19 protein-coding genes are annotated in these 23,455 nt (G+C 40.8%); all 19 read right to left on the bottom strand.

What is annotated here, in order from left to right:
• Window positions 1-37: 37 nt before the first annotated feature.
• On the bottom strand, window positions 38-940 hold the full coding sequence (rfbD, locus tag ACTXGJ_RS09210) for a dTDP-4-dehydrorhamnose reductase (RefSeq protein ID WP_443565722.1): 903 nt from the start codon (window positions 938-940) through the stop codon (window positions 38-40).
• Window positions 930-1,520, bottom strand: a complete 591-nt coding sequence (gene rfbC, locus ACTXGJ_RS09205; protein ID WP_443565720.1) for a dTDP-4-dehydrorhamnose 3,5-epimerase — start codon at window positions 1,518-1,520, stop codon at window positions 930-932. The genes rfbD and rfbC overlap by 11 nt, the downstream gene beginning before the upstream one ends.
• Before the next feature lies 1 nt (window position 1,521).
• Window positions 1,522-2,424, bottom strand: coding sequence for a glucose-1-phosphate thymidylyltransferase RfbA (gene rfbA / locus ACTXGJ_RS09200; RefSeq protein ID WP_443565719.1), 903 nt, complete (start codon window positions 2,422-2,424; stop codon window positions 1,522-1,524).
• Window positions 2,414-3,478 (bottom strand): dTDP-glucose 4,6-dehydratase, encoded by a 1,065-nt coding sequence (gene rfbB, locus ACTXGJ_RS09195; RefSeq protein ID WP_439243646.1) that lies wholly within the window; start codon window positions 3,476-3,478, stop codon window positions 2,414-2,416. Before rfbB ends, rfbA begins: the two co-directional genes overlap by 11 nt.
• Before the next feature lie 91 nt (window positions 3,479-3,569).
• Window positions 3,570-5,369 carry an ABC transporter ATP-binding protein gene (locus tag ACTXGJ_RS09190; RefSeq protein WP_443565718.1) on the bottom strand — a complete coding sequence of 600 codons (1,800 nt, stop codon included), beginning with the start codon at window positions 5,367-5,369 and terminating at the stop codon, window positions 3,570-3,572.
• Entirely contained in the window at window positions 5,363-6,412 is a 1,050-nt protein-coding gene (locus ACTXGJ_RS09185) for an NAD-dependent epimerase/dehydratase family protein (protein WP_443565778.1), read from the bottom strand. Before ACTXGJ_RS09185 ends, ACTXGJ_RS09190 begins: the two co-directional genes overlap by 7 nt.
• A 54-nt stretch (window positions 6,413-6,466) precedes the next feature.
• Window positions 6,467-7,744 (bottom strand): Vi polysaccharide biosynthesis UDP-N-acetylglucosamine C-6 dehydrogenase TviB, encoded by a 1,278-nt coding sequence (gene tviB, locus ACTXGJ_RS09180; RefSeq protein WP_443565717.1) that lies wholly within the window; start codon window positions 7,742-7,744, stop codon window positions 6,467-6,469.
• Window positions 7,745-7,863: 119 nt separating this feature from the next.
• A complete protein-coding gene (locus tag ACTXGJ_RS09175; RefSeq protein ID WP_443565715.1) occupies window positions 7,864-10,143 on the bottom strand; it encodes a GNVR domain-containing protein in 2,280 nt (759 codons plus the stop codon).
• A gap of 196 nt (window positions 10,144-10,339) precedes the next feature.
• Window positions 10,340-11,413 carry a polysaccharide biosynthesis/export family protein gene (locus ACTXGJ_RS09170; RefSeq protein ID WP_439243658.1) on the bottom strand — a complete coding sequence of 358 codons (1,074 nt, stop codon included), beginning with the start codon at window positions 11,411-11,413 and terminating at the stop codon, window positions 10,340-10,342.
• Window positions 11,414-12,134: 721 nt separating this feature from the next.
• The gene (locus ACTXGJ_RS09165) at window positions 12,135-13,598 is read right to left on the bottom strand and encodes a capsule assembly Wzi family protein (RefSeq protein ID WP_443565714.1); all 1,464 of its coding nucleotides are present in this window, start codon (window positions 13,596-13,598) and stop codon (window positions 12,135-12,137) included.
• Window positions 13,599-13,931: 333 nt separating this feature from the next.
• The gene (locus ACTXGJ_RS09160; RefSeq protein ID WP_443565712.1) at window positions 13,932-15,137 is read right to left on the bottom strand and encodes a DegT/DnrJ/EryC1/StrS family aminotransferase; all 1,206 of its coding nucleotides are present in this window, start codon (window positions 15,135-15,137) and stop codon (window positions 13,932-13,934) included.
• A gap of 49 nt (window positions 15,138-15,186) precedes the next feature.
• The gene (locus ACTXGJ_RS09155; protein ID WP_443565711.1) at window positions 15,187-15,825 is read right to left on the bottom strand and encodes an acetyltransferase; all 639 of its coding nucleotides are present in this window, start codon (window positions 15,823-15,825) and stop codon (window positions 15,187-15,189) included.
• 20 nt (window positions 15,826-15,845) lie between these two features.
• On the bottom strand, window positions 15,846-16,439 hold the full coding sequence (locus ACTXGJ_RS09150; protein WP_443565710.1) for a sugar transferase: 594 nt from the start codon (window positions 16,437-16,439) through the stop codon (window positions 15,846-15,848).
• Complete coding sequence (locus ACTXGJ_RS09145; RefSeq protein WP_443565709.1) at window positions 16,440-17,567, bottom strand: glycosyltransferase family 4 protein; 1,128 nt, start codon at window positions 17,565-17,567, stop codon at window positions 16,440-16,442. It abuts the gene before it with no gap.
• A gap of 2 nt (window positions 17,568-17,569) precedes the next feature.
• Window positions 17,570-18,646, bottom strand: coding sequence for a hypothetical protein (locus tag ACTXGJ_RS09140; RefSeq protein WP_443565707.1), 1,077 nt, complete (start codon window positions 18,644-18,646; stop codon window positions 17,570-17,572).
• Window positions 18,647-19,002: 356 nt separating this feature from the next.
• Entirely contained in the window at window positions 19,003-20,124 is a 1,122-nt protein-coding gene (locus ACTXGJ_RS09135; protein ID WP_443565706.1) for a glycosyltransferase family 4 protein, read from the bottom strand.
• 43 nt (window positions 20,125-20,167) lie between these two features.
• Window positions 20,168-21,178 (bottom strand): NAD-dependent epimerase, encoded by a 1,011-nt coding sequence (locus ACTXGJ_RS09130; RefSeq protein ID WP_443565704.1) that lies wholly within the window; start codon window positions 21,176-21,178, stop codon window positions 20,168-20,170.
• Window positions 21,175-22,344 (bottom strand): nucleotide sugar dehydrogenase, encoded by a 1,170-nt coding sequence (locus tag ACTXGJ_RS09125; RefSeq protein WP_443565703.1) that lies wholly within the window; start codon window positions 22,342-22,344, stop codon window positions 21,175-21,177. Before ACTXGJ_RS09125 ends, ACTXGJ_RS09130 begins: the two co-directional genes overlap by 4 nt.
• Window positions 22,345-22,346: 2 nt before the next feature.
• Complete coding sequence (locus tag ACTXGJ_RS09120) at window positions 22,347-23,342, bottom strand: ATP-grasp domain-containing protein (protein WP_443565701.1); 996 nt, start codon at window positions 23,340-23,342, stop codon at window positions 22,347-22,349.
• Window positions 23,343-23,455: the final 113 nt, after the last annotated feature.

Genomic DNA, 23,455 nt, shown 5'->3' with positions numbered 1-23,455 from the left:
CTCGTATGCGAATATAATTTATTTCTGTCTAGTTGAATCAATAACGGGCTAAGCAGCTCCTTAAACTTTGCGGCCATTGCACTAAATCAACTCCAAACTCCTGCTGGATCTTTGCGGTCGCTAATACTGAATGACTGGGCCGCTTGGCAGGCGTGGGATAGCCGCTACTAGGTATCGGCTTTACGCGACAATCGATATCGGCTACTGCAAAAATAGCTTTGGCAAAATCATACCAACTGCACTGGCCTTGATTACTATAGTGATAGATTTCTACACCCTTACTCGTGCGGCTAAGCTGAGGGATAATCTGTAAAATCGCTCTCGCTAAGTCGCGAGCATAAGTCGGTGATCCGATTTGATCGCTCACTATATTTAGCTGCTCTCGCTCTTGCCCTAACCTGAGCATAGTGGTCAAAAAGTTACTGCCGAATAAAGAATACAGCCAGGAAGTACGAATAATAATGCTTTTAGCGGGACTAATATCCTGCAGTGCTTGCTCACCTAGTCGTTTGCTTTTGCCATAAACATTTTCTGGATTAGGGATATCTGTCTCTTGATAAGCTTGCTTACTATTACCATCGAAGACATAGTCGGTTGAGATATGGATCACAGCTATATTATGCTTTTTTGCTACTTCAGCTAAGTATTTGACCGCAAGATGGTTTATAGTATTGGCTTTATCCGCTTCACTCTCTGCTTTATCTACCGCAGTAAAAGCGGCACAATTAATAATATGGCTCACGCTATTGATACTACAAAAGCTCTCAATCGCGCTCTTATTGGTAATATCTAAGCGACTTTTATCAGCAAAAATAAAAGCTACGTCCTCGCTCAATCTAAGCTCGTTGTCACTGATATTTTCACTGTTACTTTCACTGAGGTAGCGCAGCTCACAGCCTAACTGCCCGCCTGCGCCTGTCACTAAAATATTAGTACTCATAATCACTCGTCTGATAATAATTGCTCTGATAGCTAAATAGCTCGGCGTCAGCTAGCAAAGGTTGTTGTTGATCTTTCGCTGATAATAATAGCTGGCTAGTAGGCAGTTGCCAGTTAATCGCTAGGCTTGGATCATCAAAAGCGATGCCCCTATCCTCTGCAGGACTGTAGTAATTATCGACTTTATAGCTAAAGATAGTATTATCTTCTAACACCACAAACCCATGAGCGAAGCCTTTTGGTACGAACACTTGCCTTTTATTCTCAGCGCTTAACTCAATAGCAACGTGCTGAGCAAACGTTGGACTACCCTTACGAATATCGACAGCGACATCCAAGATTCGCCCTGAAATGACCCGTACTAGCTTACTTTGGGCACTATCGCCTGTTTGATAATGCAGACCTCTCAGTACCCCGCGCTCAGATTTGGACTCGTTATCTTGGACGAAATCGACACTATGACCCACGAAGCGCTCCAAAATATCTTGACGATAGGTCTCGACAAAATAGCCGCGGTCATCACCATGCACTTTAGGTTCGATGATAATAACGTCGGCGATATGTGTCTTTATAATCTGCATATTAGTACCCTACCTTTCTTTCATTAGCTCGTCTGATCAGATATTGGCCATATTGATTTTTATGCAGAGGTTCGGCTAATGCCAGTAGCTGCTCACGGTTTATATAGCCTTTTTCAAAAGCAATCTCCTCAAGACAAGCGACTTTTAACCCTTGTCGATTCTCTATCGTTTGGATGAAGTTACTGGCATCTATTAGACTCTCGTGAGTTCCCGTATCTAGCCATGCAAACCCTCGGCCCATAAGCTTGACATGCAACTGTCCACGCTCTAGATAAGTCTGGTTTACTGTGGTGATCTCCAACTCGCCGCGCTGTGATGGGGTGACTTTTTTGGCAATCTCTATCACTGAGTTTGGATAAAAGTACAAGCCTACTACGGCATAAGAGCTTTTTGGTGCTGCAGGCTTCTCCTCGATACTCAAAGCTTTACCAGTATCGTCAAAGTCAACCACGCCATAGCGATTGGGATCTTTGACATAGTAGCCAAATACGGTTGCATACTGGTGATCTCGTACATTGTCTTGGGCTTGCTGCAACATTTTGACTAGGCCATGACCATAAAAAATATTATCCCCTAGTATTAAGCAAACGTCACTTTTACCAATGAACTCTTCACCAATGATAAACGCTTGCGCTAAGCCATCAGGGCTTGGCTGCTGCGCATATTGCAATGAAATACCGAGCTGGCTACCATCGCCTAATAAGCGTTGGAATTGTGAGGCATCTTCCGGCGTAGTAATAATCAAAATCTCTTTGATACCCGCTAGCATCAGCACTGAGAGCGGATAAAAAATCATAGGTTTATCATAGACTGCCATAAGCTGTTTACTCACCCCTTGAGTTAAAGGATAGAGCCTAGTGCCAGAACCGCCCGCTAGAATAATGCCTTTCGTATTATGACTCATGATGTACTCCTAGTCGTTTGCGTTGATAGCTACCGTCTTGTACTCGCCGGCACCATGCTAGATTCTCTAAGTACCAGCTAATCGTTTTTTCAATACCACTCTCAAAAGTCTCTATCGGCGTCCATCCCAGCTCATTGGCCATCTTGCTAGCATCGATGGCATAGCGCAAATCATGACCAGGACGATCTTTGACAAAGCGGATTAGTGACTCATATTTAGCGCCATCAGCACGAGGCTGTCTTTGATCCAAGATTTGGCAGATGGTGGTGACGACTTCGATGTTTTGTTTTTCATTATGGCCACCAATGTTATAAGTCTCGCCGACTTTGCCCTCTGTCACCACTTTATAAAGCGCCCGCGCATGATCCTCTACGAATAACCAATCGCGGATCTGATCACCTTTGCCATAGATCGGCAAGGCGCTATTATCCAAAGCGTTTAAGATAACTAAAGGAATTAGTTTTTCTGGGAAATGATACGGCCCATAATTATTTGAGCAATTAGTAACAATAATAGGTAGACCATAAGTACGGTGCCATGCCCGTACCAGATGATCAGCACTGGCTTTTGAGGCAGAATAAGGGGAGCTTGGTGCGTAAGGAGTAGACTCAACAAATAGCGACTCTGTTCCTGCTAAGTCACCATATACCTCATCGGTTGAGATATGATGGAATCTAAAACGAGATTTATCTGCCTCATCAAGGCTTTGCCAATACTGACGAGCAGCCTCTAGTAAAGTATAAGTGCCGACAATATTAGTAGTAATAAACTCTGCTGGACCATCAATGGAGCGATCGACATGGGACTCAGCGGCAAGGTGCATCACCAAATCAGGCTGAAAACGATTAAAGACATCCTCTAATGCTTGGGAGTTACAGATATCTAGCTGTTGAAACTGATACCTGGCGTTTTGGTCGATATCTACTAGTGACTCTAAATTACCCGCATAAGTCAGCTTATCGATGTTTAACACCTCATTATCGGTATTGTTAATAATATGGCGGATCACCGCAGAGCCGATGAAGCCTGCACCGCCAGTAATTAATATCTTCATAGATTCCATCCTCTTATTGATATACCCCTAAAATAAGCGCTCTGAGCAACTGTGAGCATAAAGATAGCTTCTAGATCTGCCGTTAGTCTCGTCAAGCGTGTTTCGCCATCTCCTTAAATTTTAAGTTGCGTACTACTAGATCTTGATAAGTGCCACGATCTATTATTTCCCCGTGCTCCATAAAGTAGATAAGATCACATTTCTGTACCGTCTTTAGGCGATGAGCAATCATAATGATGGTTTTTTTGCCACTGAACTCATGTATAGCATCCATCACTATCTTTTCAGTTATGCCGTCAAGGGCGCTAGTGGCTTCATCAAAGACCAATACTTCCGCTTCATGATAGAGCGCGCGTGCAATGCCGATACGTTGACGTTGACCTCCTGAGAGCTTTACCCCGCGCTCGCCTACTTTTGTGTTGACACCTTCTGGCAGCTGCTCAACTAACTCATTGAGGTTGGCTAGAGTTAACGCTTTATTGACTTGCTCTAGGTTAATATTTTTCTTCGGAACACCAAAGGCAATATTTTCAGCAATAGTGCCTTCGCTCAAAAATATACTCTGCGGTACAAAGCCTAGTAAGTTTTGCCAAGCCCGCTTGTTATTCGCAGTAATACGAATATCATCGACATACAGACTACCGTGTTGCGGGGTCAGCAGGCCGAGCAGTAAATCGATTAAAGTAGACTTGCCAGAGCCGGAAGAACCGACCAAACCTATCACGCTATTGACAGGGATAGTCATATTGACGCCGTCTACTGCCGCTATCTCTTTTCCGGGATAACGAAACTCTATCTCTTTTAGAGTGATGCTCTTGTGCAGACTAATCGGTGTCGGCATCGGAGTATTAATAAGGGTCTTTTGATTCTCGAATGAGCGCTCTAAGTCCTCTTTTACCGCTTCAAAAGCGGCGACATTACCTTTAATGGTAGAAACACTGGCATAAATCTGCTGCAAAGCGGGTAGGAGCTTAAAAGCAGCTAGCGCATAAACCGCTAAAATAGGTAGCACTTCCCCTAAATTACCCGAGTGCAGTTTGATCAGTACCAGCACCAGTGAAATCATCGCCCCAAAGGCTATGAGCTCTATAAAGTAGCGCGGTACTTGGCTAATAGCGATATTGGTCCCTTGCGCACGGGCAAAGACCTTACCACTGTCATAAAAACGCTCAATAAAATCATGGCTACGATTGAGCAATAACACATCCTTGATACCGCCAAAGCCTTCGTTCATCAGCCGAAAACGCTGAGTCGACACATTAGAGAGCTTCTGACCATTACTCACTAACTTTTTTCGGACCAGTCTATAAAGTAAAAAGTAGGCTAACGAAAATATAGATAAGCCTAAAAGGGCAATAAGTGGCTCATAAATCACGATACTGACAGAGATAAACAGCGCCAAAACCAGCTTGGCATTCATCCGCACCAGCGGCTGTATGATGCCATTACTAATACGTGCCGCCTCGGTAGAGACCTGCTTGGTCAGCTGGGCACTGCTGCCACTGGCGTGAAATTGCCAGCTTTGCTGCATATAATAAGTATAGAGGCGATCAGCTAGCTCCGTCCCTATACGGGCGCCAAAGATAGACAGCTTCCAAATCGTAAACATAGAAACCACCGTAGAAAAAGTCAGCATAGCTAACACAAATACACCGGTATAAAACAAGAAATCTATGGGGTCGTTAAGACCAGATAGCTGATACAACTGGGCAAAAACGCCATTAGTCTCCAGTATGCTCATATCACCAATCAGAGCCATAAAAGGCGCAATAGAAGCTATCCCTAACAGTTCGGTAAAAGCCATAATCACTACTAAGACTTGTAAGACATAAAAATGCCTTATCTGCTCATCTGTCAGCAGAGCAAACAGCTGCTTGATGATAGTCAACATAATTTATCCAACGGCGAGCGGTTTTGTAAAAAACTAACGTACCAAGGCATGGCTTTTTCGATGCCGGCAATCACCTCAAACTGCGGCGCATAACCCAATGCGTGTTGAATCTTACTAATATCCGCCTGACTATGACGCACATCCCCTTCACGGAAGTCGCGATAAATAGGATCTTGTACGTAATCCACCCCATTAATCGCTAAGTTCTCTTTTAATGCGGTAAACAAAGTATTCAGCGTCGTACGGCCACCGACTGCTACGTTATAAACTTGATCTTTAGCCTCATCGTTAGCGGTTGCTGCCAAGATATTAGCCTGTAGCGCATTTTCAATAAAATTAAAATCACGGCTAGTATCACCGTCGCCATTGATATAGACCGCATCGCCGGCGATCATCGCCGCCGTCCATTTAGGAATCACTGCCGCATAAGCGCCATCAGGAGCTTGGCGTTTGCCAAAAATATTGAAGTAGCGCAGGCCAATAGTATGAAAGCCATAAGTACTAGCAAACACATCGGCATAGAGCTCATTGACATACTTCGTCACCGCATAAGGGGATAATGGCTTACCGATAGTGTCTTCGACTTTCGGCAGGGCCGGATGATCACCATAAGTAGAGCTACTAGCGGCATAGGTGAAGCTTGTCACCTTAGCATCGCGAGCCGCGACTAGCATATTTAAGAAGCCGGAGATATTGGTATCGTTGGTATTGATCGGATCAGCGATAGAGCGCGGCACTGAGCCTAACGCCGCTTGATGTAATACATAATCGATATCGACGCAGACGCTCTGACAGTCCGTTAGCTTACGGATATCTCCCTCAATAAAACGAAATCTTTGCCATTGTTCGCTACTGACTAAACCTTGTACTTCATCAAGATTATGCTGAAAACCAGTGGCGAAATTATCTAGTCCCACCACCTTTTGATCCAATAGCAGTAGCGTCTCGAGTAGGTTTGAGCCTATAAAACCCGCTACCCCGGTGATCAGCCAAGTCTTGGGCTCATGGGCTAACGCTTGCGTCACTTGTTGATAGGCGGTCACTGTCATAGTCAATATATTCCCTATGGCTTTGAGCGTGTTATTGGTTTTAATGCCTTAAAGGCGCATGTCGGTTTCTTCTTTACTGAACAGATACTTCAAATCATAAAGGACGTGATTATTTTTGCCAAAATCTCTCATTACCTTTACTCCCATCTCTACAAACTGTGCATGAGCGACGGCTAAAATAATAGCGTCGTATTGATTGGCGATAGGCTGCGCAATAGGAGTAATACCGTATTCTCGCTGAGCTTCATTAGCATCTATCCACGGATCATAGACATCGACTTCGATATTGTACTCATTGAGCTCATGGACGATATCGATGACTTTGGTATTACGCACATCAGGGCAGTTTTCTTTGAAACTCAGCCCTAAGACCAAAACTTTAGCCCCTTCGACTTGGATGCGCTTTTTAATCATGATTTTGACCAGTTGGGTCACCACATACTCACCCATACTGTCGTTTAAACGCCGACCCGCCAATATAATCTCGGGGTTATGGCCGATAGCTTGCGCCTTATGAGTCAGATAATAAGGATCGACACCGATACAATGCCCGCCAACGAGGCCCGGACGAAACGGTAAAAAGTTCCATTTGGTACCCGCGGCTTTTAGTACTGCTTCGGTATCTATACCCATTTTATTGAAGATAACCGCTAGCTCATTAATCAGCGCGATATTGACATCTCGTTGCGTGTTCTCAATCACTTTGGCCGCTTCTGCAACCTTAATACTTGCCGCTTTATGCGTACCGGCAGTAATGATTAAGTTATAAACCTCATCTATAAAATCGGCGATTTCTGGGGTCGAGCCTGCCGTTACCTTTAAGATATTGGTCACTCGGTGCTCTTTATCACCTGGATTGATGCGCTCAGGGCTATAGCCAGCATAGAAATCTTTATTGAAGACGAGTCCAGAGACTTCTTCTAGCACCGGAATACATACCTCTTCAGTTGCGCCTGGATAGACGGTCGATTCATAAACGACAATGTCGTCTTTTTTTAGTAGCGCCCCTATAGATTTAGAGGCGTTGATCAGCGGCGTTAAATCAGGTTGTTTAGAATTATCGATAGGCGTAGGTACGGTAACGATAAAGAAGTTACAGTCCTTAAGCTCATTGATATCTGAGCTATAACGCAGATGTATCGCTACCGCTAGCTCTTCCTCACTGACTTCTAGCGTATGGTCGGTACCGCTATCGAGCGCCGCAATGCGGCTAGCATTGATATCGAAGCCTATCACCGAATGCTGCTTGCCAAATTCAACGGCTAACGGCAAGCCCACATAGCCCAGACCTATCACCGCAATTTTTAGATTATTTATAGTTGTCATAAGGATCTATTACCTCATTATTTCTAAAACGCCTAATTGATATGTCTTATTTATAAGCCCCATTCATAAGCTTAGTTAAAGCTTAATTGCAGATCTAATCGCGACACTCCTGCTCTATATTATTTATTGTTGCCGTAGGCATAGCTGTAATGATAGCTATACTTACTCATAAGACCTTGTTTGACATCGTTGAGAATGATGCCATCGACTTGGATATCAGATTTATACATTTGCTTAACCGCATAAGTGAGCTGTCTTTCCATCGAATTATCATATCGAGTGACCATCAGCACTTGGTCGGCATGTTGAGCGATCACCATAGCGTCTGATGCCGCCAATACCGGTGGCGAGTCGATGATAATGTAGTCGTACTGAGACTTTAAAGCAGTTAATAAAGCATCGAACTTGTCACTGATCAGTAGCGAGGCCGGATTATTGGGATGTTTGCCGCGCGGTATAAAGTCAATATGCTCCATGCCGCTAGGATGAATGAAATTCTCGAGGGCAAAATCAGAGTCATGCTTAACTCCAACTTCCTTTCTGATTTGCGCGGCGCTACTATTGTTAGGGCCGCTAGAGGATTCTGTACTCTCGTCAAGCAACAGATAATCCGCTAAGCCGTCATATTGAGACAGACCAAAAATCTTATGCAGCTCGCCCATACGCATATCAGCATCTATAACTAATACTTTTTTATTTAGCTGAGCGAAGACTTCCGCTAAGTTTGCAGAGATGAACGACTTGCCAACGCCTGGGCTCTCCCCTGTGACCAAAAATAATTTGGCCTCTTGGCTATCTGCAACCGCAGTTGGCGTGCTCAATATCAGGCTCGTTCGCAAGCTCTTAATGGCTTCATAGCTCAGACTACTATTATCAATATGCGCTAGCATACGAGGCGCAGATTGTTTGTTGGTGCTTAAGCGCGATAGCACCGTAGAGCGAGGAATGGTGGCGACAACGGGCACCCCTGTTTTAGACTCGATACGCTCAGGATCTTTGACGACGTTTCTAAGCAAATTCATGATGAAGACTAATAAAGCACCTACCAGAGCCCCTGATAAGGTCGACAGCAGCATGATGAGCTGCTTTTTTGGGGTGATCGTTCTATAGGTATTAATAGGTAGATCAATAATACGAGCATCGCTGACTTCGCCCGCTTTCACAATCTTTAGTTGCTCGTAGTTTTTGAGGATAGTGAGGTAGATCTCTCTATTGATATTGACATCCTCAGAGAGGGTCAAAAACTCTCTTTGTACTTCTGGTAGCTCGTTGATAGTGTTGTCGATTTCTTGTTTTCTGGCGTTCAGTACTCTTAGTTGGTCGTTTATCTGGATGACCAAAGGATGCTCATTGGTGTAGTAAGTAGTGAGTTCTGCTTTTCTAAGCTTAAGCTCACCAATCTGGGTATCAATGCCTGCATTTTCACTGAGTAATATTGACGCTTCTTGTGCCACGTCAATAGTGCCAGAGTTCTCACGAAACTTATTAAATATAGCTTCTGAGGCTTCTAGTTCCTGTTTTAATTTTGGAATTTGCTCTTCCATAAACTCGATAGTATTGATCGTTTGTTCTGAGCTACGGCTTTGGTTCTGGGCGATATAAGACAGCACCACTTGTTCTAAGGTTAAGCTGGCCTGCTCTTGATTGAGTCCTGATAAAGACAGCTCGATAATCCCGGTCTTGGTGCCTTTTTCTACTACCGATAAGGCGCTATTGATAGAGTCGGTGGTGATTTGTAACGATTGCTTAGTAATAGTGATAGGATAGTCGCCAGTCGGTAAATCCATGACGGTAATTTCAATGAGACCAGAGTCACCTTTGAAACGATGGGCTTTATTGAGCTGTCCTTTAAATTGCTCACTACCTATACTCAAAATAAAGCCAGTATCGGTTCTGGATAGCATAAAAGGTTTATCGAGATAGTCTTGTGATACATTGAACTGATCAACTTGTACTTGTCCATTACTGGTCTCAAGTACCACGCCCTCAGCGGTATTCATCTGCACGTTGGTTTGATTGTTTATGATACGATCGATTTGACTCACTGCAGGATCATTTAACCGAATACCTAAATGCAGCAAATCAACAACGGGCTCTAACACCATACGCGATCTGATAAGCTCAATCTGAGCCTGCACGGTACTATCATCCGGTGGCAACAGCTCTGCTATATTCGATCCTAGACCTGATACGTTTTGGGAAGTCTCATCAATCTGAATCAGGGCATCTGATTTGAAGGTGGGGTTTTCGTAGCGAGCATATAATATCCCTATTATTAAGCCCAATATCGCAAACAGAACGATAATTTTCCAGCCGCGTAGCAATACAAAAATCACCCCTAGTAGATCATTATCATTGTCGGCACTCTGTCTAGACAAATCTTTTGAGTTGGTATCCATAACTATGCCTTCATCCGTGAGTATTGATCGTTCAGCTTATTTTTTTAGTCCATGTTTCCAAGCTCTCAACGATATCTTTTTTGGTCCTTTCAAATACCGCTCGGTCATGCTGATAAGGATCAGCGATGTCTTTTATAGTATTAAATATTTTATTAAGCTCTTATTAAACTACTACTAAAAATAGCATCGTTATCCCCTATAATCCTGAGAGACTAGTTGCTGCTGAGGTCGAAGGTAATAATGAGCTGAGTATACGGTTCCAGCGAGTCAGCCCTGTAGGATCCACATAGAGAATATCGTTGGCTTGCATCGCAAAGCGATTGGCTAGTGCTAAGCTAGTAATCGTCTTCATATCGACATAGTAGATATCTGTATAGTTATACCTTGGATTATCACGAACAATATAGACTTTGGCTGCATCGGCCGTATTCGAGTTGAGACCGCTTGATTCTCCCAGTACTTGCGATAAGCTAATTCCTTGCTCAGGGATAGCGACTGGGGCGATTCGACCGAACTCGCCCAACACATAGACTCGATTACGGTCCTGACTATTGACGTGAATAGAATCGCCATCTTGGATATAGATTTGGTTAGCAGATAGCCCCATCTGTCTTAATGACTGCAGTCCTAAGGTATAGTTTTTACCTCGGCGATTTAAGACAATATTATTGGAATCGCCTGTCGTTGTTGCCCCTCCGGCCATAGATAAAGCGCCGTATAAGGAAACGGGAGCATCAGCAATGGGGAACTGGCCAGACTTAGCAACGTCGCCATCGATAAAGAATTTGCTACCAAGATAGTTGACGACTTTGACTTGTGGGTCTGAGTATTTTAGATAGCGCTGTAACCTACTCTGTAATATGGCCGTGAACTGCGGCACGCTCATGCCACTTGCTTTTAGGCGGCCTATCAGCGGAAACTGTATAAACCCCTGCTGATCAACGGTTAGACTGGAGGTAGCGGCACTAATATTTGGATAATCCGTAAGTGCTACACTCAAGATATCTCCGGCCTCAATACGATAGTTCATCGGTCCTGAGGTTTTGACTAAACTATAAAGCTCATCGCTGAGTACTGGGAGTGGTTCAGCGGGTAGATTGGCTACGCTTAGCGGCTGAACATTGAAGGTGATGCCATTTTCTGCAACAAAAGCGCCCCTAGGCGGTAAGTCACCTGCTTGCAGTCCAGAGCTGATGCTAGTACACCCAGATGTGACAGTAAAGAGCACTACACACGTTATCAATGAGAATCGAGATAAATATCCGCGCATAATAAGTCCCTTTTGAGCTATAGCTATGAATAACAGCCATTGATGATTTCTAAATATTTACAATTATGAATATAAAAATACTATTATTGCAAGTGTTTATATCTATTCTAGAGAGCACAAGGTGTTTCTTAACAAACAATTGTTACTCAATATTGAATATAAAATATATATCATTTAATGGATATAATTTCTATTTATATACTATCTGACATCAATTAGCAACAAAAGTTATTTATTACTTACATATGATAAGAGGGATATATAAAAATGAGTCTAACGCTATTATTTGTTGACATCACTTATATCTATTGTTTCGCCTGTGCTAAGGATCTATAGCAACTTTCGCAGTATCAGCAACAGCTACCCTAAGAGCCTATAAGCGACCTTAGACTTAGATATTTGTAAGTAAATAATGATTAGTAGATGATGACTAGTCGCCATAGCGAATACGATGGCAGTGTATGGTTATCAACTGCTATATCGAAAAGCTATTCGATTAAGGTTGAATTATTGAGAAGGGTATAAAGATATGTGCGACCGTCCAGCGCCCCTGCCTAACTGTTAACCCTTCGCAGTTATTGGACACGTTTGGGCTGAGCTATAGTCAGTTCGAAATAAGATCGATACGCTGATGTCAGCGTGCAGTTGGTATAAATTTTTGCCAAAAAAATAGGACTTGCTAGATAACTGGCAAATCCTATGTTAACAAAACAACTTTTACCTAATAAGTTGCAAGCTCAATACCAATACCGGCGCCAATATCACTTGCGCGCTGCTCCGAATCGACCGCCCAAACTCTGCTAGTTATCTTAGTCAGCGGCTGCAGCTGATGCTCCCAAGCGACATCGATAGCGGTTAGCTTATCAGTCGCCGGATAAGCTTGGTTAATTGCCTCATCGGCCTGATTGACTTTGGCATGTTGCAACTTGGCATGGATAAAGTTACGCTCATCGAACCATAAACGGCCACCTACTGCCACACTTTCGGCATCACCGCCCAGCGCATACCCTAGCGGATAGCCCTGCTGATAGTAACCATCGGTATAGTTAACATGATCATAGGAGATACCTCTAACCTCACCACTGGAGCGAGTATCGGTATATTCAGCATAGAGCTGATAGGGTATGCCCTGAATACTAGAGGCATAGTCTGCGCCAGCGAGATACATATTCTTCGCCGGTAAGCCTCCTGCTTCATCTTCACCAACATACTGCGCATAGACACTAGCCGGAACGTTAACCAAGGAGGCTAGCTTGAGTTTGGCATCGAAACCGCCCAATTGATTGGCCGGATCGCCGCCATCACGACCGCCATTATCCTGACTTCCTTTGACCGCATCAATAAAAGAGCTAAAGTCCTCTGGACGACCTTCCCCGCCCCACATAAAGCTACGCGAAGCGCCGACTTCTAACCACTCTAATGGACTGGCGGTCAAACGCGCGCCAAATAGCTTGGCATCAGGCACAGCGCTATAGTCATCCAATTGACCGGCAAACAGCTGGTATTGCCAAGGACCGACCCAGTTTAAATACTTATAATTAGGCGCAGTTTGTTGATCGCGCTGCATAGTAAAGCCAGTAACCGGAATACTGGCATCACCGCGAATCAAGCTACCATCGTGCCCAGGACCCCACCACGCCGGAATCTTACCCGCGATTAGCCATTGATTGGCCGCCGTGCCCGCGATATAAGAGCCCTCAAAGCTAATATCAGCACTATCATCATCACCATCATCGATGAGCTGGTCATTCTTCAGGTTGGCCTGTAGGTTAAACTCCCAGTTGGCTTCACTCAATGCTATAGAGCCACTAAGTTGCTGCCCTGCCAGCTTATCATCGCCAAAGCGCTGTGGCAGCTGATCTCGAGCGGTCTGTAGCGAGAGCTCGCCAGTGGCTTTTACTAACGATTCGCGGTCTTGCTTGAGCCGCGTCTGAATAGATCGTACGACTTGCTGCTGCACAGGCGTACTCAATTGCGCCCCTAATAGTCCACGCTCGATCTCATTAGCAGTGAGCGGCCAAGTGCTGGTACTGATTTGGGTGACGCCTTGGGTATTGAGCCAGTCGATATCGGCCTTTAGGCGTAAGTCGTTCATATAGAGGTTTTGCGCGGAGGCGCTGGTGGCTAGCATAGAGGCTGCCACTAGCATACTGGCAGTTAAGGCCGTCATTAACTTTTTATGCATAAAGATCTGCTTCTATAACGAGGTTTAGTATATCGGAGTCCGTAGACTATTAAAACTTACTGTAGCTGAGTTTTTGATAGCGCTTTTAAACTTTGCGAAACTATTATGCTAGGCTAAAGCGCCAGCCTACGATATAGTCAATTCGAAATAAAATCGATATATTTATCTTGTCGCGCTGCTGGTAAAAATTTTCTTTGCTTACTGTGCGCTTCGCACTCCAGAGGCTGCAAAAAATTTATTCCAGTAACACTGTGTCGGTTTTAAAGTGAATTAACTATAGCTCATTTCAAATTTGTATTGAGTTTGGAACCAGATAGTATCTAGCCATTACACTTAGTTAGACTCAGCCATCTGAGCAAATACTTGGTCGATCGCCTGAACGGTCTGCTCAATCTCAGCAGTGGTCAAAGTCGGATGTACCAAAAACATCAGGCTAGTCGCGCCCAATTGCTTGGCTATCGGTAGCGGCGTTTCTGGACGCAGACCAGTATTGTCAAAGGCTTTTTCTAAATAGACCTCAGAAGCTGAACCCGAAAAACAAGGAACGCCTAACGCATTCATTTCAGCGATAATCCGCTCGCGCGTCCAGTCGACAGGTAGCTTCTCTAACTGCAAATAGATGTAAAGCTTATAATAGGCGTGGGTAGAATCAGCAAATTTGGCTGACTCTTCTAATCTTGGCATCGACAGATAGCCTTTGGTTTCCCATGCAGCACAAGCATCAAGTATAGCGTGAGCATTAGCAGTGCGCTTAGCGGTCCAATCCTGCATACGCTCAAGCTGAATACGACCGATCACCGCTTGCATCTCAGTCATGCGCCAATTGGTCCCGAAGCTCTCATGCAGCCAACGATAGCCTGGTGGATGCTCGGTCTCATAAACGGCAGCGTAGCTCTTGCCATGGTCTTTATACGCCCACATCTTGCGCCACAGCTGCTCATCATTAGTAGTGACCATACCGCCTTCCCCGCCGGTAGTCATGATCTTATCCTGACAAAAGCTCCACGCGCCGATATGACCAATACTGCCAACGCTACGGCCTTTATAGGTTGCGCCGTGCGCCTGCGCACAGTCCTCTATCACATAGAGGTCATGTTCAGCGGCTAAAGCCATAATGCCGTCCATATCACAAGGCCAACCGGCTAGATGCACACATACGATCGCTTTAGTATTAGCGGTCACTACTGCAGCGATAGTCTCAGGGGTGATATTACCGCTCTCGGCATCGACGTCAGCGAAGATCGGCGTAGCACCGGCATTGACCACAGAGGAGATACTAGCGATAAAGGTACGCGGGGTGACGATGACTTCATCGCCCTCGCCTAAACCAAGTGCTTGCAATGCCACGTCGAGTGCTAAGGTGCCATTACCCATAGCAACCGCATATTGACTATCGGCCCATTTAGCAAACTCAGTCTCAAATTGACGCCCTTCTTGCCCAGTCCAATAGTTGACTTTGTTCGATAATAAGACTTGGCTGACGGCATCGGCTTCGGTTTGGGTAAAGCTTGGCCATGGTGAAAAAGCGGTGTTTAGCATAAAACTCTCAATCTATTCTTTATCATTAGTTCATAAAACTGCTAGTGAGCTATTTATTTAACGGCCGCGCAGGATTACCCACTACTACGGCGCCAGCTGGCACATCTTTGGTCACGACTGCGCCCATACCAACAATGGCACCTTTGCCAATAATTAATGGCTTATCAGGAGTACCTTGTTTGATAATAGCGCCTGTGCCGATATAGGCGTGATCATGGATGTGTATATTGCCATTACAGCTCACCCTAGGGGCAAAGGTAACGTAGTCGCCTATTATGCAATCGTGAGCAATATAACTATAAATATTAGCGTGGAATTGTTTACCAATTTTTATATTAGAGGTTAATTGGGTAAAATGACATAGTACTGAACCTTCGCCTATTTCGACTTCATCTAATACAACAGTGTTAGAAGCTTTTATAGATAAAACGGCTACGTTATCTTTGCTACATTTGGCTACTAAAATTTCTCGAATACGGCTATCTGCAATAGCCAAAACTACAGATTTTTCTTGAGGGGCTAATCTTAAATAGTCTTGGTAATTATAAATTTTATAGCCATTTAACTCTTTATCTTCTGACCCATCATCTACAAAGCAAAGACTTGCTTGCGGATACTTTTCACGCACCAAAGGTAACAATTCTCTACCAAAGCCACTTGCTCCATATATACCGATTAATTGTTGCATTCAGAATCCTTTCTTACTAATTACTTACTTCCAGTAAACCTGCTCATTGTCGCCTCACCATCCGCGCTGATATCATCTTTAATCAGCACCTTTTTCACAGTCTTGAGCAATATCTTGATATCTAGCCAAAGTGATTGGTTATCCACATACCAAGTATCAAGCTCAAACTTTTTATCCCAACCAATAGCATTGCGACCATTCACTTGCGCATAGCCGGTAATACCCGGGCGTACACTATGGCGACGTGACTGCTCATCGCTATATAGCGGTAGATACTCCATCAATAGTGGACGCGGTCCAACTAGACTCATATCACCTTTGAGCACGTTCCATAGCTCTGGCAATTCATCTATGCTGGTATTGCGTAGGGTCTGACCAAAAGGCGTCAGACGCTCACTATCCGGTAACGGATTACCCTCGCTATCTGTCGCATCTTTCATAGTGCGGAACTTAATCATCTCAAACGGCTTACCATCTAGACCCGGACGTGTTTGGCGAAATAGCACTGGTGAGCCTAGGTTCTTACTGACTTTATAGGCAGTTATGGCATATACCGGAGAGAGTATGGCTAAGGCGGCGCTGGCGGCGGTTATGTCTAAAAAGCGTTTTATCATTTATAAACCCAACATATTTATTAATCGTTTATTGACTTTATCAGCATCAAATTTTTCTTGCGCTATTTTGTAGCTCTCATCACCCATTATTTTAATTTGATCGGGATTCTCTATAAAATAAATCATTTTCTCAGCTAACGCCTGTGGATTCCATTTTTCTACTAAAAAGCCGTTTACACCGTCTACTACTGTTTCACGACAGCCAGGAACATCGGTAGTAATAACAGCTCTTCCCATGGCCATTGCTTCCTGAGTACTACGAGGTACGCCCTCGCGATAATAAGAAGGCAAGACAAACACACTAGAACTCGCTATCCATTCTGATACATTATCAACGTGCCCGGGATACTCTACAATATTCTGTTTGGTGAATTCTTTTAATTCAGCGGGCGTAAGGGCTCCTAATGCTTCTTTATCTATAGTACCTAGTACTATAAACTTTGTCTTAGGATAATTGCGTTTTACAATTTTAGCAGCAGCCAAATAATCATGTATGCCTTTTTCAGCGAGCAACCTAGCTACAAAAATAAAAGTGGGAGTCGAAGGATAAGTATTTGAGTAAGGATACTCTTCTAAATTCAAACCAATACCGCCTAGAACTTCTACTCTTTTGACCTTGATATTGTATTTATCTAGCAAATCATACGGATCATCAGGATTTAAAAATATAATTTTATCCAACTGTGGTAAAGCTATTTTATAAAGCAAGACTTGAGCTTTTTTAATAATCTGGGTCTTTTTATTAATTTGATTAGGCTGCTCAGTAAAAGTATAGCCCAAGCCTTCCAGCATACCTGTAATCTTTGGCACTCTAGCTAATTTTGCGGCAAGTGTACCAAAAATAACTGGTTTGGAAAAATAAGAGAACACCATATTTGGTGCTATATCTTTAATTTTTTTGGAAAGCTCATAAGTTGCCTTTATATCTGCTAGAGGATTAATACCACCACGACTTAATTTATAGGTTACTGGTATTGCACCCGAAGATTCGATCAATCTTAACTGATCTTCTGAATATTCTGAAGTAAAGGCATAAACAGTATGCTTTTGCTTAAGTAGTGATTTAATTAGGTCAGCACGAAACCCTAAAAAGCTACTGGCCACTGTAGCTATAATAACGATATTCATTATCAAATAACCTTTGAGTGTTTTAATTTTTTAGTTTTGAGCCTAAGTATATAAAAGAAACTAATATATACTGCAAAATAATTATACATCCTCAATCGAACCGCTGTGCCTAAGTTATCATTACCGATTAACCAGACACTAGCATATATAACGAAAAATATTACTAAAAAACGTATAAAATTGTCTGCAAGCTTGATATTTCTTATGACATAAATTAGCATAAATAAGAAGGGTAGTGTTTCAATAATAAACAATACTACGGCAGCAGGGTTAGTAATGTATAGACCAAATAACTGCCCTAAAATACTCAATATAAAATTTGGAACAAATAACATAGGATTAGAAAAGTCCAAGCCTAATGTTGAGCCAGAAGCAAAATCCTCAAAACCGGATCTATACTCAGTAAGCAGATCTAGAACTCCAACGTAATTAGCTATAAATAAACCTATTAGATAAAATACACTAAAAAACAAAAGTCTATTTTTAGTGTATTTAATTTTCCATAGAAAAAGAGATAATATAAAAGCATAACCTAAGTATGGACGTAGTTCTAACAATAACAATCCTACTAATAAAGAACATATAAATGTGAGTATAAGGGTAATTATACTAGAGGTATTTAAAAAAGCTTTAACAACAAGGCAGCCTGTTAAAAATACGAATACCATAAATATATCCCGATATATATCGAATGTAAAATAGTAAGCAGTTGGATACAAAAAACAAAGCAATAAACTATATAAAAAATACTTTTGGTTATCTTTAAATTTCAGTCCAGCCAATCTAGTCACAATGAAAGGAATAATTAATAGATTGAGAACAAATAGCATGTAAGAAATACCTTTGCGCGAATATAGATCTCTATCGCTTAAATACCTTAAAATCTCAGGCCAAATATTGACTGCACTGGTATAAACACCAACAGCATAAGAGTTATAGTAATTAGCATCACTACCTCCACCTAAAACAACATCTACCAAATCATTCTGAACAAAAATATATATCACAACTTTTATGATAAATATCAACGCTATAAAAATAAATATAGCACTATTTGACAAGCTTTTTAGTAGCCTCATAAATTGCTATACCCTTTTATAGATGCTATTACTATTATTGATATTCTTACCATAAAAAAATAACCGTCTTTAGTAGATGATATCCTCAATAGAGCATTTCGCCCTAAGAGCGACATTTAAAAAATCTACTGCTTATTCTATTGAAATAATTTTCTATACATAATATATAGTTATAGCTCATTTATTATCACATTTAGAAATCACTAATGCTTTTCGATATCAAGCTAACTTGATAATAATAAGTCTGATTCCTCGCTATTAAATTGTTGTGTAGCGCCGCTTGTAATTAATATTCTCTTAACTAGCCTTTATACTTATCTTTATACCTATAACTAAATAAAAAAGAACTAATAAAATTATGTTTTCCAAACATCATCGTAGTTCTTTACCATAGAACTAATATCAAAATTATTTAGAATTCTTTGACGCACAGCCTGTTTTCTTGATAGCCACTTTGCCTTATTATCTTTCTCTTTTATTCCGGTAATTATCGCATTAGCTAATGCTTTTGAATCTCCTACTGGAACGACCCAACCTAAATCTCCTACAATAAGAGCAGAATCACCTACATCAGTAGTTACACATGGAGTTCCACATGCCATAGCTTCAGCAATAACATTAGGAAACCCTTCTCCATATAATGAACTGAGGATATGTAAGTCCATAGCATTCATTACTGCCGGGATATCTGTACGTTGATCTAAAAATATTATATTTTTTCCGATATTCAAGTTTTTAATTAAATCTAGTAAAGTCTTATTATCTTCATTCATATCTTTACCAATTAATAAAACTTTTAGATTAGGCCTTGATTTGACAACTATATGCACAGCTTTAATGAGGTTCGTATGATCTTTTTGTGGATCAAAACGTCCTACCATTCCTATAATGTCAGAAACCTTATCTAAAGATAACTCTGTAATTACTGCATTCCTACACTCATCATTGGGTGAAAATTTATTCAATTCAAATCCATTAGATATTACAGTTAGCTTTTTTTTGTCATAGCCCAGCTCACTATGGATATCTGACGCATTTACAGCACAACATACTATTTTTTTAGGTATAACATGACTCAATAAAGCAGAGGCTTTTGCTATATATATTGTACTATTTTTAGATGATCCTTTTTTTAACTCAGTGTTTCTAACATTCCAAAAAATATTTTTATATCCAGCAAATCTAGCCGTTAAGCCACCTATTAGATCAGCATGATACATCCATGTTTGAACAACATCGGGCTTGAGCTGTTTTAACAATCTATATAATTTAGTTAAGCTTTTAAAATTTATATTATTTCGATTTAACATTAAGCAATGTACTGTTATACCTTGCTTTTCTAAAAGAGCACCATACTTACCTTTATCCATCATCGAAATTACAACGTGCTGGTTATTCTTATCATGCGTACAAAGTCTAAATAAAACACCTTCAGCACCTCCATTATTCAGACCCGTTATAATATGAACTATCTTCATTTTTAACCTTACATTACTAAAATTACAATAATTAAATATTCCACTACGAATAGTACTGTCTGTACCAATTTACGAATTTATCAATTCCATCCTCAATAGTTGTATTAGGCTTAAAATCAATATCATTTATAAGTTCATCTACATCGGCATAGGTAATAGGCACATCACCAGCTTGCATAGGTAATAAATTTTCTTGGGCTTTCTTCCCACAGGCACTTTCAATAGCGGTTATAAATCGGCGTAGTGTAATCGGCTGATTATTACCAATGTTATAGACTTTATAGGGCGCGGTGGCAGCCGAGGTCAATGATGATTGAGAAGTAGGTACCTTATCTATTAGACGAATTATACCTTCGACGATATCATCGATATAAGTAAAGTCTCGTTTCATTTCACCATTGTTAAAGACATCAATGGTTTCACCAGCGAGTATCTTTTTGGTAAAAGAAAAATAAGCCATATCAGGACGGCCATAAGGCCCATAAACGGTAAAGAACCGTAAACCAGTGGTAGGGATATCATATAAATGACTATAGGTATGTGCCATTAGCTCATTGGATTTCTTGGTAGCAGCATATAAGCTGATAGGATAGTCGACTCGATCTTCAGTGCTAAAGGGCTGCTTAATATTCATACCATATATAGAGCTTGAGCTAGCATATAATAAATGCTTAACCTTAGTCTGTCTGCAACCCTCAAGAACATTCAAAAACCCTACCATATTAGAGTCCATGTAAGCATTCGGATTTTCAATTGAATAGCGTACACCAGCTTGTGCCCCAAGATTAATCACAATATCAAACTCGTAATCAGAAAATAAAGCGGACATCGCTTCACGATCAGCAAGATCAAGCTTAATAAATTTAAAGAGCTCAGCTTGAGGATGGTTGCCAAGTACTGTGAAGCGTTCTTGCTTCAAGCCTATATCATAATAGTCGTTAATATTATCAATACCAATAATAGTATTTTCGTCTTCTGATGAAGGGGCTTCCAAAAGAGCTTTGATTAGATGAAAACCGATGAATCCTGCTGCACCTGTAATGAGTATTTTCATTCGTCACCTCCAAAGATATCCCTAGTGTAAACTTTATTCATGACATCATCTAAATCACTGGATAATCTATTAGTGACAATAACATCGCTTAGTTTTTTAAATTCCTCTAAGTCTTTAAAAACACTAGAATTAAAGAACTCTGATTCATCCAGTACAGGCTCATAGACTATGACATCTATACCCTTAGCTTTTATACGTTTCATTATCCCTTGAATAGCGGAAGCTCTGAAATTATCTGAACCTTCTTTCATTACTAGTCTATATATACCGACTGTCTTCGGACTCATTGCTATAATTGAATCTGCAATGAAGTCTTTTCTTGTACGATTTGAGTCTACAATAGCTCTTATAATATTATTAGGCACCTCATCATAATTGGCTAGCAGTTGCTTTGTGTCTTTGGGCAAACAATAGCCGCCATAACCTAATGATGGGTTATTATAATGACTGCCAATACGATCATCTAAACAAACACCCTCGATGATTTGACGAGTATCTAATCCGAAGGATTGAGCATAGGTATCAAGCTCGTTAAAATAAGCAACACGCATAGCTAAGTAAGTATTAGAAAACAGCTTAATCGCTTCTGCTTCAGTAGAGTCAGTAAATAATATAGGACTATTTTTTTTAATAGCACCTTCTATTAGCATTTTTGCAAATAGTTGAGCTCTAGCAGATTTCTCTCCTACTATAATTCTTGAAGGATATAAGTTGTCATAAAGCGCTTTACCCTCACGCAAAAATTCTGGAGAAAAAATTATATTGTTTGTTCCTAATTGCTTTTTGATGTTTTCAGTAAAGCCGACTGGAACCGTTGATTTGATAATCATGATAGCTGAAGGGTTAATCTCGGTTACTTGATTAATAACTGACTCAACGCTATCAGTGTTAAAGTAATTAGTTTTAACATCATAATTTGTAGGTGTCGCTATAATGACAAAATCAGTATCCTGATAAGCCTCTTTTATATCAAGAGTCGCTCTAAAGTTTAGGTTCTTTTCTATCAGAAATTGAGATATTTCTGCATCTTGAATGGGAGAAATACGGTTATTCAATAACTCTACTTTTTCAGGCAATATATCGATGGCAACAACCTCATTATGTTGTGCGAATATCATTGCATTAGATAATCCAACATATCCAGTACCAGCTACTGCGACTTTCATACTTATCCCTTAACCTTTTCTAGATTCAGCTTATCTTTTATATAGTAGTTTAATGCATAAGCATAGTTAACCTCTAAATCTTTACAATTACTTTCTTCAACCCAATTATCATCTTGAAACACATAACGATATGGAGCATTCAATAATGTATAAGGACCAAAATTCGTACCTTGAAATTCAATTAAATGACAACCTGTATCTGACTGAGCAATATCCAAAGATAGATAAGGGTTATCCAGCACTAAAGCTATTTCTTTAGCGAAATCAAGTACTTCTTGTGGAGGTTCTACGAATTCAAAATTACCACTGCCACTCGCTCTAAAATCATCTTTTCTTATAGATCTTTTTAGAACAAAATAACGATCACCAAATACCAGAACTTTGAAATCATGCTTGAGATTAGGTATAAACTCTTGCTCAACAAACAAACTAAATTTCTTATATCTATATTTATAAATTTGGTAATCAGAACTATTTAATTTTATTTTTCTTTGCAATTTGACAAGTTGTCTTTTTAAATCATTAGTAAAGAAATCAGATTTTATCTTGGCTAATTCTTTTAAATTTTTTACTAAAAAAACACCTGAACTTCCTGCACCTTGAGATGTTTTTAGTACTTTAGGAGAGTCTAAACTACTTTTATCTATGTCAAAGATATAGTTGCCTTTTAAATTACCAAAATTTTCTTTAAGTCTTAATATTTCTTGAAACCCTTTATCTTCATGAGCCATCAGTAAATCATAGCTTGGTATAAGTCTTGCTTTATCTTTCACATAAAATAAGGTATTTTTCAAAAAGACTCTGATGACTTCATTTTCAGATGAGGTATAAATTAAAATATCATTATTCTTAAAAGTTAAATTATTGATATTATCTATAGTATCAACCTTAACTTCAAAGTCTAAATTAAGCTTTAATCTATTTAGGTCTAGTCTTTTCCAGCTTTGACCAGCGCTTCCAAAGGTTCCATCTGGCATAGTCAGTAAATAAATAGTCATAATCATAAATCTCGTTTTCAAGTATTTTTAAGTTCTTTTTGCTTTCTAGTTAATCTTGAAATAATTATAAGTATTTCAATAGAGAGTATCCTGTTTAAGATATCCTTACATTT

Source organism: Psychrobacter sp. 1Y11, from assembly GCF_052259045.1.
In the GTDB taxonomy this organism is placed as follows: Bacteria; Pseudomonadota; Gammaproteobacteria; order Pseudomonadales; family Moraxellaceae; genus Psychrobacter.
This window is presented reverse-complemented; position numbering and strand designations above follow the sequence as displayed.